The organism is Actinomycetospora sp. ABD4_176, from assembly GCF_056311855.1.
Window position 1 is genome coordinate 3,507,987 of record NZ_CM149974.1, and the last position, 13,897, is coordinate 3,521,883.

Below are 13,897 nucleotides of genomic sequence, written 5' to 3' on the forward strand. Positions count from 1 at the left end.
ATCATGGCGGGGTGCGCGCGCTGTTCGACCTCCCCGCCGCCTACCGCCCGAGCGACGACGACCGGGTCTCGCCGGTGCCGCCGCTGGAGGCGGTGCTCTGCGACTTCAGCAACACGCTGTTCCGCATGGTCCCCACCGACACGTGGCTCGCCCGGATCGCCGCCGACACCGGGCGCGCGCTCGACGACCCGGCCGCCGTGCTCGCCCAGCTCGACGCGGCGGCCGCCGAGCCCGAGGTGATCGCGGCGCAGGAGGGCCGGGACCTCGACGTCGCGGCCCACCGCCGGGCGATGCTGGCGTGGTTCGCGCGCGTGCCGTGGCTGGCGGGCATCGAGGAGGCGGCGCGGCAGCGCGTGGTCGCCGAGGACTCGTGGGTGCCCTACGCCGACACCGGCTCGTTCCTCCGCGCCCTGGCCGGCGACGGCGTCCGCGTCGGCGTCGTCAGTGACATCGGCTGGGACATCCGCGGCCACGCACGCGCCGCCGGGCTCGAGGACCTCGTCGGCACCTGGGTGCTCTCCTGCGAGGAGGGGCGCGAGAAGCCGGCCCCGGAGCTGTTCCGCACCGCCTGCGAGCGCCTCGGCGTCGAACCGCGTCGCACCCTCATGGTCGGCGACAACCCGCGGCGCGACGGGGGCGCCGTCGCCGCCGGCCTGCGGGCGTTCGTGCTGGCCGGCGAGCAGCGGGAGCGCGAGCGCGGGCTCGGCGACGTGCTCGCGCTGATCAGCGCACGCGCGTGACGCCGGGCGCGACCAGCTCGCGCACCCCGCCCGGCGGCGCGCCGCCCGCACGTCGCACCCACCCGCCGACCACCTGGACGACCGACCAGCCCTCCTCCGCCACCAGGGCCGCGATCTCGCGGTCGGCCGCGCCGAGCTCGACGTCGGCGTCGTCGAGGACGCCGACCAGCCAGCGCTCGCTGCGCCGCACCACCTCGTCCCCGGCGGCTCCCGCGGCGAGGCGCCGCCCGAGGTCGAACGGCTCGACCTCGAACGGCCCCGACGACACCGGCTGACGACTGCTCATGGCGAACCCCTCTCGGTGGACGGGGCCGACGCTAGAGGTGCCCACCGACACCGCGCGGGCGTCGGGCCGGGGCCGCGGCGGCGATCAGGGGCGCGCCGGCGTGGGCCCGCGCCGGAAACCCTGGGCCTGCCGCGCCCAGAAGCTGCGGGCCGTGTCGACGTGCGCGCGGTAGCGCAGGTAGCCGTCGGCGTAGCAGGCGTGAGCGTCGGCGGACGGCTCGACGGTGCGCGACGGCGCCGCCCATGCGGCGGGGTCGACGTCGTCGCCGAGCGCGCGGGCCGCGGTGATCGCCGCCCCGCGGGTCCCGAGACCCGGGTCGTCGGGCACGACGAGGGGGCGCTCGAGGACGTCGGCGAAGATCTGCGCCCACGGGTCCGACCGGGAACCCCCGCCGCACGCCACGAGCGTCCCCTGCCGGTCGACCGACGAGGCGGCGCGCTCGAGGCAGTGCTTGGCGGTGTAGGCGATGCCCTCGCACACCGCGCGGACGACGTCGCCGCGGCTCGTCGAGAGCGTGATGCCCTCCATCTGGCCCCGGGCGCGCGTGTCGACGAACGGGGCGCGCTCCCCCGACGCCGCGAGGAACGGCAGTGCCGAGACGCCTCCCGCGCCCGGCGCGGTGCCCTCGAGCAGCTCGGGGAGGGCGTCGATGCCGACGCCGAGGAAGTCGAGCAGCCAGTCGAGGCCGGCCGTGCCGACCATCGCCGGCATCGCCCGCAGCCACAGCCCGTCCTGCGGGGTGCACAGCCACATCCCGGCGGGCTCGGGGCCGGCCGGGTGGCCCGGGTCGTCGGGGTCGTCCGGCGCGACGCGGTCGGTGAAGACCTCGCAGGCCAGCGTCGTCCCGATGATCACCAGACCGTCGCCCGGCGACGACAGCCCGGCCCCGACCGCGCAGGCGGGCAGGTCGAACGGCCCTCCGGTGACGGGCGTGCCGACGGGCAGCCCGACGATGTCCGCACCGCGCTCGTCGAGGGCGAAGACCGCGCCCGACGGCGCCGGCTCGGCCAGCAGACCGCGGTGCCCGGCGACGCCGCAGGCCTCCAGCGCCGCCTCGTCGTAGCGGCGCGCGACGACGTCGAGGAAGGGCAGCGAGGCGTCCGAGGCGTCGACGGTGACGACGCCGGTGAGCCGCTGCACGAGCGCGTCGACGCAGTAGCCCGCGACGGTCGCGCGCTCGAGCGCCTCCGGTTCGTCGCGCTCGAGGGCGACCAGCAGCGGGGCGTGGCAGCCGGGGAACAGGCCGGCGCCGGTGCGCCGGTAGACCTCGGCGAGCGTGCCGTCGTCCTGCCAGGCCCGCACGACGTCGGCACCCCGGTCGTCGAGCCACGAGATCGGCGGGCGCACGGCGGCGCCCTGCTCGTCGCGCAGCCACATGCCGTCGCCCTGGCCGGTGAGCGCGAGCGCGCGCACCTCCCGGCCCCCCGCCTCCGCGACGACCCGCCGCACGACGTCCGCGACCGTGCCGATGACGTCCTCGAGGTCCTGCTCCACCCGTCCGTCCGGGAACTGTCCCAGCCGCGAGGCCCGCTCCGCGGAGGCCAGCTTGTTCCCCTGCTCGTCGTACGCGTCGGCCTTCGTCATCGACGTACCGACATCCACCCCGACGATCACCGCAGCACCTCCGGGTTCAGGCAGTGCGCCAACTGCTCGCCGTCGACGAATCGGCGCACCTCGTCGGCCATCCGCCGGGCCGCGCGGTGCGCGACGTCGGTGGACGCGCCCGCGAGGTGCGACACGGTGAGCACCTGCGGCAGGCCCAGCAGCGGGTGGTCCGGCGGCGGCGGTTCGGTGACGTAGACGTCGAGCGCGGCCCCGGACAGCCGGCCCGATCGCAGCGCCTCGACCAGCGCGTCCTCGTCGAGCAGCTCGCCGCGGGCGGTGTTGACGAGGTAGGCGCCCGGCTTGACCCGGCCGAGCACGTCCGCGTCGATCATGCCGCGCGTCTCGTCGGTGAGCCGGGCGTGGAGGCTGACGACGTCGCTGCGCCCCGCGAGCTCGTCGAGCCCGACCAGCTCGACGCCCCGCTCGGCGGCGACGTCCGGGTCGACGTAGGGGTCCGACGCGAGCAGGTGCACGCCGAAGGCGCGCAGCAGGTCGGCGACCCGCGAGCCGACCTGCCCGAGGCCGACCAGCCCGACCGTCGTGCCGGCGAGCTCGGGGCCGGCCTCGTCGTAGCGGTAGAGGTCGCCGGTCCAGTCGCCGTCGCGCATCCGCGCGTGGCTGCGCGCGATGTTGCGGCGGCCCGCGATGAGGACGCCCACGGTGAACTCGGCGACGGCCCGGGCGTTGCGTCCGGGCAGGTTGACGACGGCCACGCCGTGCTTGGTCGCGGCCTCGAGGTCGACGTTCGTCGGACCGCCGCGCGGCGTCGCGACCAGCCGCAGCCGGTCGGCGCCGCTCAGCACCCGCGTGGTGACGGGCGCGAGGTGCGTGACGAGCACGTCGGCGTCGCGCACGGCGTCGGCGATCTCGTCCTCGTCGCCGGCGGCCTCGGCGATCTCCGAGGTGGCGTACCACGGCTCGGTGGGCCACCGGCTCGCGTGCGTGGTGAACTCCGTGCCCGGATCGAGCACCGGGCGCAGCGCGTCCACGAACGTCGTCGGCGTGATGAAGTCGTCCCCGGCGCACAGCACGTGCATGTCGACCTCCCTCGGTCGGGGCCCCGGACGGCGGGGCGGCGTCAGCGCGACGGGACGGACTGGCCGTAGCTGTCCAGCTTCGCCGCGACGCGCGCGATCTCGTCCTCGGCGAGCACGTGCGGCTCACCGACCAGGCGGGCCTGGTGGTACATCCGGCAGACCCACTCCAGGTACACGCTGCGGGTGTAGGCCTTGGCCAGGCTCTCGCCGTACGTCGTGGCCCCGTGGTTCTGGAGCAGAGCCCCGAAGCGGCCCGCCATCGCCGTCACGCTGTTCTCGGCCAGCTCGGGGCTGCCGTAGGTGGCGTAGGGCGCCACGCGCACCGGACCGCCGAGCAGCGCGATCATGTAGTGCACGGGCGGGAGCTCGTCGATCAGCACCGAGAGGGTGCTGGCGTAGAGCGGGTGCGTGTGGACCACGGCGACGGCGTCGGTGCGCCGGTACACCGCGGTGTGCATCGGGACCTCGGACGACGGCTCGAGGTCGCCGTCCACCTGCTCGCCGTCGACCGTGATCACCGAGATCGACGCGGGCGTCAGGTCCTCGTAGGGGGCGCCGCTGGGCGTGATCGCCACGTGGTCGCCCTGTCGGACGCTGATGTTGCCGGACGTGCCGACGGTCAGGTCGTCGGCCTGCATCCGCCGGCAGTAGTCCACCAGCTCGTTGCGTTCCTGCTCCAGCAGCACGGGATCACTCCTCTTCGCCGGGGCCGTGTGAAGTTAACATTCGGAATGTGATCGGGAAAACCCTCCGCCAGCAGCGGATCGCCGAGCACGTGCTCGCGGCCGGCTCGGCGAGCGCGGCGGAACTGGTGGAGCTCACCGGGGTGAGCCTGATGACCGTGCACCGCGACGTCGACGAGCTGGTCCGGCGCGGCCTGGTGCGGAAGTACCGCGGCGGCGTCTCGGCCCAGCCGACCTCGGTGTTCGAGGCCCACTCCGAGTACCGGCGCACCCGGCGTCGCGCGGAGAAGGCGGCGATCGCGCGCGCGGCACTGCCGATGGTCGAGCCCGGGTCGTCGATCATGGTGGACGACTCCTCGACCACGCTGGCCCTGGTCGAGCTGCTCCCCGAGGTCGGGCCGCTGACCGTCGTCACCAACTACCTGCCGGCGCTCGAGCGGCTCCGGGAGATGCCCGAGGTGCGGCTGATCGCCCTGGGCGGCGACTACTCGCGCACCCACGACTCCTTCGGCGGCATCACCTGCACCGGCTCCCTGGCCGCGATCTCGGTCGACGCGGCGTTCGTCTCGACCTCGGCGCTCACGGGCGCCATGACCTACCACCAGGAGCAGGACGTCGTCCTGGTCAAGCGGGCCATGCTCGAGGCGGCCGCGACGACCGTGCTGCTCGTCGACTCGGCCAAGGTGCCGCGGCGGGCGCTGCACCAGCTGTGCCCGGTCGCGGACTTCGACGCGCTCGTCGTCGACGACGGCGTCGCCGACGACGTCCTGCTCGAGCTGCGCGAGCACACGGCTGTCACCGTCGCTCCTGTGTGATGTTCACACGGGTGATGTGACGACGCCCTACTCCTCGTCGGCCATCCCGATCTGACGGCGCAGCTTGGGGATGTTCCAGCGGTACTGGCCCGACGGCAGCGTGATCTCGGGCGTGACCTGCCCTTGCGTGACGTAGCGCTGGAGCGTGCGCGCGCTGACCCCGAGCGCCTTCGCGGCCTCGGGCGTCGACACCAGTTCGGACGGCGGCATGCCGGTCACCCTATGTCGCCGCTGTCGTCCGAACGACGTCTCCGGCGCCATCGACGCCGCTTTCTCCGATGTCGCCCCTGTCGCCGATGCCGTCCGAGGCGCTAGAGTCGGCGACATGAGCGACACCGGCGACAGTTCCTTACCGGGGACGGGCGGGCCACGGCGCTACCGGCTCGACGCCCGCCGTTTCCGCGGACCGCTGCACACCCCGGCCCGCAACGACCACGAGCAGCACGAGTCCGACGACCTCGCCCCGCTGGTCGAGCTCGCGCGCACCCTCGTGGCCGAGGGCTTCACCGCCTGGATCTACGAGCGGGTCCGGCGTTCCGTGCCGTGGCCGGAGGCCTGGGACCTGCGGCTGGTCACCCAGTTCGACCCGGACCGATCGCGAGGCTGACGCGCAGCCCCCCGCCCGGCGCGTCCTCCAGGCGCACGTTCCCGTCGTGGCGCGCAGCCTGCTGCGCGACGAGCGCCAGGCCCAACCCCGACCCGGGTGTCCCCGCCGTGCTGCCGCGCACGAAGCGCCCGAGCGCCGCCTCCCGCTCGGCGGCGGGCAGCCCCCGGCCGTCGTCGTCGACGGTGAGCACGACCCCGCCGTCCTCCCCGGCGTGGGCCCCGAGCCGCACGCACCCCGCTCCCCCGTGCCGGACGGCGTTGACGACGGCGTTCGCCAGCGCCATCCGCAGGCCCTCCGGCGAGCCCCGGACCGAGCTTCGGACGAGGCCCCGGACCGAGCCCGCCGGTTCCTCGGCGACGACCTCCAGCCCCGGGTGCGCGCGCCGGGCGTCCTCCGCGGCCAGGCGCAGCAGGTCCGCCACCGCGACCGGGTCGCCGCCGTCCGGACCACCCGCATCCGGGAGGTCGCCTGCGGCGAGCTGCCCGAGCGCGGTCAGCGTGGCCTCCACGCGGGCCTGGGCGCGCAGGACGTCGGCGAGGACCTCGTCGCGCTCGGGCAGGTCGGGGTGGGCCGCGAGGACCTCGAGGTCGGTGCGCATGGCGGTCAAGGGGGTGCGCAGCTCGTGGCGTGCGGCCGCGGCGAAGTCGCGGGCGGCGTGCAGCGAGGCGGTGCTGCGCTGCTGCTCGGCGTGCAGCCGGGCGAGCATGGCGTTCAGGGCGTCGGCGAGCTCCTCGGACTCCCGCGAGCCGTCGGCGCGCACGGCCGGCGGCGCCACGTCGGGGTCGGCGGCGGGGTCGGAGGTGGGGTCGGCGGCGGGTCCCAGCGTCGCGGCCCGGTCGGTGAGGCGGCGCATCGGGCGCACCGCACGGCCCGCGAACACCCACCCGAGCCCCGCCGCCAGCGCGACGGCCACGACGCCGAGCCCGACGACCAGGCGCTGCCGCTCCGCCACCCGCGCCCGGGTGTCGTCCTCGGTGGCGCCGACGGTGACCAGCGCGCCCGGTGCCGGCCCGGGCGCGGTGCGGACGCGGTAGGCGACGCCGCCGACGTCGACCGAGGTCGGGATGCCCGGCGGGGTCAGCGGCAGCTCGGGCCCGCTGACGCGGCGCACGGTGCCGTCCGGGGCCCGCAGGGTCACCGCGAGGTCGGCGCGCGTCGAGGCGAACGAGCCGAGCACCGCCGGCGAGCCGGGCACGAGGCTGCGGTCGAGGCGCTCGGTCTGCTCGCGCGTCAGCAGCACCGACGCCAGCACGCCGACGAGCACGACCACCACCGTCGACGCCAGCCCGGCGGCCAGCGCGACGCGCAGGCGCAGGGAGGCCGAGCGCCGCCGGGGCCTCGTCGGAGCCGGTGCGGGAGCCGGTGCGGGAGCCGGTGCCGGAGCGCTCACCCGCCCTCCCGCAGCACGAACCCGACCCCGCGCACGGTGTGCACGAGCCGCGGCGTGCCGTCGGCCTCCAGCTTGCGGCGCAGGTAGCCGACGAAGACGTCGACGACGTTGGTGTCGGTGGCGAAGTCGTAGCCCCAGACCATCTCGAGCAGCCGCTCGCGGGTCAGCACGACCTCGGCGTTGCGGGCGAGGACGACGAGCAGCTCGTACTCCCGCTTCGTCAGGTCCACCGACCGCTCGCCCACCGCGACGGCGCGCCGCGCCAGGTCGATGCGCAGCGGGCCGGTGGTGAGCACCTCGCCGAGGGCGGGCTCCGCGACCGCGGCCGACCGGGCCCCGCGCCGCAGCAGCGCCCGCAGCCGCGCCACCAGCTCGGTCAGCGCGAACGGCTTGACCATGTAGTCGTCGGCGCCCGCCTCGAGGCCGACGACGCGGTCGTCGACGGTGTCGCGCGCGGAGAGCACGCACACCGGGACGTCGTGGTCCATCGCCCGCAGCGCGGACACGACCGCCACCCCGTCCATCCCGGGCAGCCCGAGGTCGAGGACGACGGCGTCGGGGACCCGCTCGTGCACCGCCCGCAGCGCGCCGGGCCCGTCCTGCGCGGAGCGCACCGCGAACCCCGACAGCCGCAGGCCCCGCTCCAGCGAGGCACGGACGTCGGCGTCGTCGTCGACGACCAGGAGGTCGGGGGACGGCTCGGTCATGGTCGCGGATTCTGCCGCTCCGGTCGTGGTCGCCGGCCGTCGGCGGCGTCAGCGGTCGGCGCAGGGGCGGGCGGCCCGCTCGACGCGCTCGCTGATGTCGGCGAGGCGGGACGCGAGCGCCGGGTCGGGGGCCTGCCCGCTCTGCGGCCCCGGCTGCCCGCGCAGCCGCTCGATCTCGGCGCGCGCCTCCGGGGTGAGCGTCAGCGGGCTCCCGCCGCTCGCGCCGGGCCGCAGGCGGGTGGTGCACGGTGCCTGGGCGTTGCCGGCCGGGGCCGTGCCCGCCGTGGCGGCCACGGGAGCGGGTGCGGCGGCCGGTCCGCCGGTCGGCGCCGCGTCGGGCGCGCCGGCGCAGCCGGCGAGGACGAGCAGTGCGGCCAGGACCGGTCCGGCGAGCATCGGCAGGGCGCGGTTGTCCATCGATCGATCTCCTCGACGATCGTGGCGGCCGGTCGGGGGCGGCCGCCTCACGGTGATCACTCTGGTGGGCGGTCGTGACGCAGCTCTGTGGCGTCTCTGAGGGAACGGTGAGGTCCGGGGTGGGTGCAGACGAGGTGGACGGTGTCGATCGGTACGCCGCGGCGGCGACGGGCTGGGCGACGGGCGCGTCGCTGGTCTACGGGCCGCTGGCCGCGGAACTCGTGTCCGCCGCGCCGCACCCGCTCGCGGGCCGGCGGGTGCTCGACGCCGGCGCGGGGACGGGCCTGGCGTCGGCGGCGCTGCGGGCGGTGGGCGCGCAGCCGGTGGCGCTGGACCGCTCGCCGGCGATGCTCGGCCGAGACGCCGCGTCGCGCCCGCCGGCCGTCGCGGGCGCGCTGGAGGCGGTGCCGCTGCGCGACCGGTGCGTCGACGACACCGTCGCCGCGTTCGTGCTCAACCACGTCGACGACCCGACGGCCGCGCTGCGCGAGCTCGCCCGCGTCACGCGTCCGGGAGGGGCGATGCTGGCGTCGCTGCCGGCCGCCTCGAGCGGCCACCGCGCGGCGCGGGACCGGATCGACGCGGTCGTCGTCGACGCCGGGTGGGTGCCGCCCGACTGGCACGCGCACCTCACGACCGTCCAGTCCCCGCAGCTCGGCGACGTCGACACGGCGAGCCGGGCCGCCCGCGACGCCGGGCTGGACGTCGTCGCGGTCACCGAGCACGCCGCCGACGTCGGTGTCGAGCGCGCCGAGGACCTCGTCGACTACCGGCTCGGCCAGGCCCACGTCGCCGCCTGGCTGGGCGCGATGCCCGACGCCGAGCGGGCGGCGCTGCGGGCCGCGGCCGTCGCGGCGGTGCGCCCGGTGATGGCCCCCTACCGCCCGCCGGTGATCACCCTCGTCGCCCGCGTGCCCTGAGCCTCCGGCGGGCGCCGGGGGCACGCGTCCGGAGTCCGCGCGGTATCCGGTGCCGGGCCCGGGCCCGCCCCCTGTCACGACCGGGGCCGGGCGGGCAGCATGATCGGAGCTGACGCCGGAGGATGGGAGTGCGGTCGATGACGAGCGACGCGGTCGAGGTGACCCGGGACGACCAGGCCGCGGTGGCGGTCGTGCGGATGAACCGCCCGGACCGCCGCAACGCGCTCACCACCGAGCTCAAGGTGGCGCTGCGCGACGCGCTCGAGGAGGTCGGCCAGGACGCGAGCGTGCGTGCGGTCGTCCTCGCCGCGGCGGGCCCCGCGTTCTGTGTCGGGCAGGACCTCGGCGAGCACGCCGAGGTGCTGCGCTCGGGCGACCCGGACGCGATGCGCACCGTGCCCGAGCACTACAACCGCATCACCTCCGCGCTCGCGACGATGCCGAAGCCGGCGATCGCCGCGGTCGGCGGCACCTGTGTCGGCGCGGGCCTGGGCTTCGCGCTCGCCTGCGACCTGCGCCTGGCCGCGAGCGGGGTGCGGTTCGCGACGGCCTTCGCCGGCATCGGGTTCGGCGGCGACTCCGGGCTCTCGGCCACGCTGGCCCACGCCGTCGGCGCCTCCCGGGCCACCGACCTGCTCATGCTCGGTGACGCTTTCACCGCCGAGCAGGCCCGCGACTGGGGCGTGGTGCGCGAGGTCGTCGCGGCCGAGGAGCTCGACGACAAGGCCCTCGCCCTGGCCCGCCGCCTCGCGACAGGCCCGACCGCCGCCTACGCGGAGATCAAGGCCGCCATCGCGCTCGGCACCGTCTCGTCCCTGCCGACGGTGCTCGAGCACGAGGGCGCCGCCCAGTCCCGCCTCGTCGCGACCCAGGACCACCGCAACGCCGTCGAGGCCTTCCTGGCCAAGGAGAAGCCGACGTTCACCGGGCACTGACGCGCGCGAAAGGGGAGTTCGCGCGCGTAGAAGCAGCGAACAGCCCGTTCGCTGCGTCAGGCTCAGGTCAGCTGCGACTCTCGCTCGCTCCAGAACACCGCCCGCAGCTCGCGCTTGAGGATCTTCCCCGCCCCCGACTTGGGCAGCGGCTCGGTCCTCGTCTCGATGCTCCGCGGGACCTTGTAGCCGGCGATCGTCGCCCGGCAGTGGGCCACGAGCTCCTCGGCGAAGGCGTCCGGGTCGTCGGGCGGCGAGCGCAGGACGACGACGGCGTGCACCGACTCGCCGTAGCGCTCGTGCGGCACCCCGAACACCGCGACCTCGACCACCGACGGGTGCGCGAACAGCGCGTTCTCGACCTCGGCGCTGTACACGTTCTCGCCGCCCGAGACGATCATGTCCTTGGCGCGGTCGACGAGGAACAGGTGCCCGCCGTCGTCGAGCAGTCCCAGGTCGCCCGACGCGAACCAGCCGTCGCGCAGCGCGGCGGCGGTCTCCTCGGGCTTGTTCCAGTAGCCGGCGGTAACGTTGGCGCCGCGGATCAGGACCTCGCCGACCAGCCCCGGCGGCAACGGCGTCCGGTCGGCCGGGTCGACGACCACCACCTCGACCCCGACCGCCGCCCGCCCGCACGACCGGGCCTGCGGGGTGTCGAGCAGGTGCTGCTCGCCGGGCAGCAGCGTGACGATCGGCGAGGTCTCGGTCAGCCCGTAGATGTGCAGCATCTCGGCGTCCGGGAACGCGGCGTGCGTGCGTCGCAGCAGCTCGACCGCCGCCGGCGACGACCCGTGCGAGAGCCAGCGCAGCGAGGAGACCCGGCGCGGGCGCGCGGTCTGCTCCGCGGCGAGCGCGTCCATCATCGTCGGCACCACCAGCGTCGCCGTGACGCCGTGGCGCTCGACGAGGTCGAGCACGCCGTCAGGGGTGAACGCCGAGCACATCACCTGCGTGCCGCCGGCCCAGACCGTGGACAGCGCGCCGATCGTCCCGGCCGCGTGGAACATCGGCGCGACGACGAGCCACGACGTGTCGGGCGTGAACGGCCAGCAGGCCATGAAGTGGAACGCGTTGGCGACGAGGTTGCCGTGGGTGAGCATGACGCCCTTGGCCGCGCCCGTGGTGCCGCCGGTGTAGAAGATGCCGGCGAGGTCGTGCTCGGCGGGCTCGCGCAGCGGGGCGGTCGGCTCCGCCTCGGCGAGCAGGGTCTCGTACTCGCTCGTGGTGTCGACGACGCGCAGGTCGGGGTCGAGACCGTCGAGCGCGCGGTCCGCGAACAGCACGCGCGCCCCGGCGTCGCGCAGCGCGTACGTCCGCTCGGCGGCGGTGTGCCGGACGTTGAGCGGGACGATGACGAGCCCGTGGCCGGGCAGGCCCAGGTAGAGCTCGAGGTAGCGGTGACAGTTCGCGCCGAGGACGCCGACGCGGTCACCGGGGCGCAGGCCGAGGCGGGTGAGGACGGTGCCGAGGCGCGCGACACGGTCGGCGAGCTCGGCGTAGGTGACGGTCTGCTCGCCGCACACCACCGCCGTGCGGTCCCGCGCCGTCGCGAGCGCGCGGCGCAGGGGTGCGCCCATCGTGCGGGTCGCGTTGCCCGCGTCCGAGGCCGGCGCGAGGTCGTGGAGGGTCTCGAGCGTCGTCATCGACCACCTCGGGGGACACGCTGCGGGCACCGCAGGCGAACGATCGTTCGGTCGGCCGCGAAGGTAGCAGTGACCCGCCCCACGCGGCCAGGACGAGGATGCGGCGTCCCTGGCGTCTGACGCCAGCGATGCCGCATCGCTGGCACGCCGGGATCCAGCCGCCCGCACCAGGAGGCGACGATCGGGACGTAGATTTCCCGGCGTGACCGGCACCCGTCCCCCCGCTCCCGAGGGCGAGCGTCCCGTGGGGGCCCGCCGGGCCCGACCGGCCTACGACCACGCGAGCCTCGTCGAGGTCGCGGCGCGGGTGTTCAACGAGCGCGGTTACGACGCCACGAGCATGGAGGACCTCTCCGCCGCCGCCGGCATCACGAAGTCGTCCTTCTACCACCACGTGCGCGGCAAGGAGGCCCTGCTGCGCGCGGCGCTCGAGCGCGCGCTCGACGGACTCTTCGGCATCCTCGACGAGCCGGCCGCGACCACCGGAACCCCGTTGACCCGCCTGCGCCACATCGTGCGGCGCCAGGTCGAGGTGCTGGTCGGCGAGCTGCCGCACGTCACGCTGCTGCTGCGCCTGCGCGGCAACACCGAGACCGAGCGCTGGGCCCTCGGACGCCGCCGCGAGTTCGACGCCGCGATCGCGTCGCTGGTCCGCGAGGCCTCGGCCGCCGGGGAATTGCGCGCGGGCCTCGACCCGGCCGTCGACGCCCGCCTGCTCTCGGGGCTCGTGAACTCGCTCGTCGAGTGGTACCGCCCCGGGCGCGTGCCGGTCGACGAGCTCGTCGCCGAGGTCGACCGCATGGCCTTCGAGGGGCTGCTCGCGCAGGGGCCTGCCGGCGACGCACGTCGGGCCTAGGCTGGCCACGTGCCGCTGGAGTTCTCCGAGCAGCCCGACACCGGCCTCGTCGCCGTGACGCTGACCGACGGCGACGGCACCGTCCTGCAGACCCGCGTGGTCGCGGCGGACGAGATCTCGCGCATCGCCGCCCGCGCCCGGGCCGCGGTCGAGCGGAGCGAGCGCACCGGCGGGTCGGGCCTGTACGTCACGCTCGACGAGCTCATCGACGGGACGTCAGGTCCTGCTTGAACCCGTGGTGCGTGGCGGTGAAGCCCAGCCGCTCGTAGAACCGGTGGGCGTCGGCGCGGGAGACGTCGCTCGTGAGCTGCACCAGCCCGCACCCCCGCCGGCGCGCCTCCGCCACCGCCCACCCGACGAGCGCGGCCCCGTACCCCCGGCCTCGGCACTCCGCGGCCACGTGCACCGACTCCAGCTGCGCCCGCCGCGTCCCCCGCCGCCCGAGGTTCGGGAGCACCGAGAGCTGCAGGGTGCCGACGATCCGGCCCGCGGCGTCCTCGAGGCAGACCAGCAGGTGGGCGGGGTCGGCGTCGATCTCGGCGAACGCGACCTCGTAGGGCGCGAGGTCGTCGACGGCGTCGCCCCGCCCGGCGCTGACCGGGTCCGCGGCGAGCAGCGCGACCAGGTCCGGCAGGTCCCCGGCCCGCGCCCGCCGCACCGTCAGCTCCCCGTCCCGCAGCGTCGCCAGCACGTCCATGCGGTGCATCCTCACCGAGGTCGTCGGTGACCTGCGCACGTGATCACGTCGAGACCGCGTGCCCCCCTGCCGCGCCGGCGCACCGACGGCGCGGCGTTCCACACCCGACGGGCCGCCCCGACGACCTATGCCCGAGATCGCGTCGAGAACGACAGCGCCCCGCGCAGTGAACGACGCCCTCGCACCGCTCGAGGCAGCGAACGACGCGTTCGCTTCCTCTGGGCGGTGAACCCGCCCCCGCGGCCCGGGATCGAACGACGGCCTCGCGCCCCCCGGAGCAGCGAACGACGGCCTCGCGCCCCCAGGAGCAGCGAACGACGCCCTCGCTCCACCCCGGCTGCGACGTGCCGCGCCGCGCCGCGGCGGGCACGGCGCGCGCCCGGCACGGCGCAGAACGGCGTACCCGCGCGGCGATCTCGACGCGATCAACGGCATAGGTCGCGGGCCAGCCCCTCCCGGCCGACCTCTCGTCGTCCGGCGGCGATCGCCCGGCCCGTCGCTCTCGACGCGATCAACGCCACAGGTCCCGCCGACCCCACCCCGCCGGAGCCGGGCGCGACGG

17 protein-coding genes are annotated in these 13,897 nt (G+C 76.0%); 7 read left to right on the forward strand and 10 right to left on the reverse strand.

Features of this window, described 5'->3' with window-relative positions; all coding sequences use genetic code 11:
• The first annotated feature begins 11 nt into the window (after nucleotides 1-11).
• Complete coding sequence (locus ACYX4T_RS16980; RefSeq protein ID WP_476010474.1) at nucleotides 12-740, forward strand: HAD family hydrolase; 729 nt, start codon at nucleotides 12-14, stop codon at nucleotides 738-740.
• Here the strand turns inward: ACYX4T_RS16980 and ACYX4T_RS16985 are convergent.
• From ACYX4T_RS16985 to ACYX4T_RS17000, 4 genes are all read right to left on the reverse strand, one after another.
• The gene (locus ACYX4T_RS16985; protein ID WP_476010475.1) at nucleotides 724-1,026 is read right to left on the reverse strand and encodes a hypothetical protein; all 303 of its coding nucleotides are present in this window, start codon (nucleotides 1,024-1,026) and stop codon (nucleotides 724-726) included. The genes ACYX4T_RS16980 and ACYX4T_RS16985 overlap by 17 nt on opposite strands.
• Nucleotides 1,027-1,110: 84 nt before the next feature.
• Nucleotides 1,111-2,640: an FGGY family carbohydrate kinase gene (locus tag ACYX4T_RS16990; protein WP_476010476.1), complete on the reverse strand. Its 1,530-nt coding sequence runs from the start codon at nucleotides 2,638-2,640 to the stop codon at nucleotides 1,111-1,113.
• Entirely contained in the window at nucleotides 2,637-3,668 is a 1,032-nt protein-coding gene (locus tag ACYX4T_RS16995) for a 2-hydroxyacid dehydrogenase (protein WP_476010477.1), read from the reverse strand. Before ACYX4T_RS16995 ends, ACYX4T_RS16990 begins: the two co-directional genes overlap by 4 nt.
• A gap of 41 nt (nucleotides 3,669-3,709) precedes the next feature.
• Complete coding sequence (locus ACYX4T_RS17000) at nucleotides 3,710-4,354, reverse strand: class II aldolase/adducin family protein (RefSeq protein ID WP_476010478.1); 645 nt, start codon at nucleotides 4,352-4,354, stop codon at nucleotides 3,710-3,712.
• 47 nt (nucleotides 4,355-4,401) lie between these two features.
• On the opposite strand from ACYX4T_RS17000, the gene ACYX4T_RS17005 reads away from it, so the two are divergent.
• Nucleotides 4,402-5,166 (forward strand): DeoR/GlpR family DNA-binding transcription regulator, encoded by a 765-nt coding sequence (locus ACYX4T_RS17005; protein WP_476010479.1) that lies wholly within the window; start codon nucleotides 4,402-4,404, stop codon nucleotides 5,164-5,166.
• 27 nt (nucleotides 5,167-5,193) lie between these two features.
• Here the strand turns inward: ACYX4T_RS17005 and ACYX4T_RS17010 are convergent, their stop codons facing one another.
• The gene (locus ACYX4T_RS17010; protein WP_476010480.1) at nucleotides 5,194-5,376 is read right to left on the reverse strand and encodes a MerR family DNA-binding transcriptional regulator; all 183 of its coding nucleotides are present in this window, start codon (nucleotides 5,374-5,376) and stop codon (nucleotides 5,194-5,196) included.
• A 115-nt stretch (nucleotides 5,377-5,491) separates the two neighbouring features.
• Here ACYX4T_RS17010 and ACYX4T_RS17015 point away from each other — a divergent pair, with 115 nt between their 5' ends.
• Nucleotides 5,492-5,773, forward strand: coding sequence for a hypothetical protein (locus tag ACYX4T_RS17015; RefSeq protein ID WP_476010481.1), 282 nt, complete (start codon nucleotides 5,492-5,494; stop codon nucleotides 5,771-5,773).
• On the opposite strand, the gene ACYX4T_RS17020 is transcribed toward ACYX4T_RS17015, so the two are convergent.
• Genes ACYX4T_RS17020 through ACYX4T_RS17030 form a run of 3 tightly spaced genes read right to left on the reverse strand, consistent with a single transcriptional unit; the run spans nucleotide 5,739 to nucleotide 8,287 of the window.
• The gene (locus tag ACYX4T_RS17020) at nucleotides 5,739-7,163 is read right to left on the reverse strand and encodes a sensor histidine kinase (RefSeq protein ID WP_476010482.1); all 1,425 of its coding nucleotides are present in this window, start codon (nucleotides 7,161-7,163) and stop codon (nucleotides 5,739-5,741) included. The two genes, ACYX4T_RS17015 and ACYX4T_RS17020, sit on opposite strands and share 35 nt — an antisense overlap.
• Nucleotides 7,160-7,870, reverse strand: coding sequence for a response regulator transcription factor (locus ACYX4T_RS17025; protein WP_476010483.1), 711 nt, complete (start codon nucleotides 7,868-7,870; stop codon nucleotides 7,160-7,162). Before ACYX4T_RS17025 ends, ACYX4T_RS17020 begins: the two co-directional genes overlap by 4 nt.
• A gap of 48 nt (nucleotides 7,871-7,918) precedes the next feature.
• Nucleotides 7,919-8,287, reverse strand: coding sequence for a hypothetical protein (locus ACYX4T_RS17030; RefSeq protein ID WP_476010484.1), 369 nt, complete (start codon nucleotides 8,285-8,287; stop codon nucleotides 7,919-7,921).
• Between the two features lie 134 nt (nucleotides 8,288-8,421).
• Here ACYX4T_RS17030 and ACYX4T_RS17035 point away from each other — a divergent pair, with 134 nt between their 5' ends.
• Nucleotides 8,422-9,207 (forward strand): class I SAM-dependent methyltransferase, encoded by a 786-nt coding sequence (locus ACYX4T_RS17035; RefSeq protein ID WP_476010485.1) that lies wholly within the window; start codon nucleotides 8,422-8,424, stop codon nucleotides 9,205-9,207.
• 137 nt (nucleotides 9,208-9,344) lie between these two features.
• The gene (locus ACYX4T_RS17040) at nucleotides 9,345-10,142 is read left to right on the forward strand and encodes an enoyl-CoA hydratase/isomerase family protein (protein ID WP_476010486.1); all 798 of its coding nucleotides are present in this window, start codon (nucleotides 9,345-9,347) and stop codon (nucleotides 10,140-10,142) included.
• A gap of 62 nt (nucleotides 10,143-10,204) precedes the next feature.
• On the opposite strand, the gene ACYX4T_RS17045 is transcribed toward ACYX4T_RS17040, so the two are convergent.
• Nucleotides 10,205-11,782: a class I adenylate-forming enzyme family protein gene (locus tag ACYX4T_RS17045; RefSeq protein WP_476010487.1), complete on the reverse strand. Its 1,578-nt coding sequence runs from the start codon at nucleotides 11,780-11,782 to the stop codon at nucleotides 10,205-10,207.
• A 202-nt stretch (nucleotides 11,783-11,984) separates the two neighbouring features.
• Here ACYX4T_RS17045 and ACYX4T_RS17050 point away from each other — a divergent pair, with 202 nt between their 5' ends.
• Nucleotides 11,985-12,638, forward strand: a complete 654-nt coding sequence (locus tag ACYX4T_RS17050; RefSeq protein WP_476010488.1) for a TetR/AcrR family transcriptional regulator — start codon at nucleotides 11,985-11,987, stop codon at nucleotides 12,636-12,638.
• A gap of 9 nt (nucleotides 12,639-12,647) precedes the next feature.
• On the forward strand, nucleotides 12,648-12,869 hold the full coding sequence (locus tag ACYX4T_RS17055; RefSeq protein WP_274232969.1) for a hypothetical protein: 222 nt from the start codon (nucleotides 12,648-12,650) through the stop codon (nucleotides 12,867-12,869).
• On the opposite strand, the gene ACYX4T_RS17060 is transcribed toward ACYX4T_RS17055, so the two are convergent.
• Entirely contained in the window at nucleotides 12,841-13,335 is a 495-nt protein-coding gene (locus ACYX4T_RS17060; RefSeq protein WP_476010489.1) for an N-acetyltransferase family protein, read from the reverse strand. The genes ACYX4T_RS17055 and ACYX4T_RS17060 overlap by 29 nt on opposite strands.
• Between the last annotated feature and the right edge of the window lie 562 nt (nucleotides 13,336-13,897).

Coding starts and splice junctions, on each gene's coding strand:
- ACYX4T_RS17030 (WP_476010484.1), bottom strand. CDS start 8,287: ATGGACAACCGCGCCCTGCCGATGCTCGCCGGACCGGTCCTGGCCGCA.
- ACYX4T_RS17060 (WP_476010489.1), bottom strand. CDS start 13,335: ATGGACGTGCTGGCGACGCTGCGGGACGGGGAGCTGACGGTGCGGCGG.
- ACYX4T_RS17040 (WP_476010486.1), top strand. CDS start 9,345: ATGACGAGCGACGCGGTCGAGGTGACCCGGGACGACCAGGCCGCGGTG.
- ACYX4T_RS17015 (WP_476010481.1), top strand. CDS start 5,492: ATGAGCGACACCGGCGACAGTTCCTTACCGGGGACGGGCGGGCCACGG.
- ACYX4T_RS17045 (WP_476010487.1), bottom strand. CDS start 11,782: ATGACGACGCTCGAGACCCTCCACGACCTCGCGCCGGCCTCGGACGCG.
- ACYX4T_RS17025 (WP_476010483.1), bottom strand. CDS start 7,870: ATGACCGAGCCGTCCCCCGACCTCCTGGTCGTCGACGACGACGCCGAC.
- ACYX4T_RS17010 (WP_476010480.1), bottom strand. CDS start 5,376: ATGCCGCCGTCCGAACTGGTGTCGACGCCCGAGGCCGCGAAGGCGCTC.
- ACYX4T_RS16985 (WP_476010475.1), bottom strand. CDS start 1,026: ATGAGCAGTCGTCAGCCGGTGTCGTCGGGGCCGTTCGAGGTCGAGCCG.
- ACYX4T_RS16995 (WP_476010477.1), bottom strand. CDS start 3,668: ATGCACGTGCTGTGCGCCGGGGACGACTTCATCACGCCGACGACGTTC.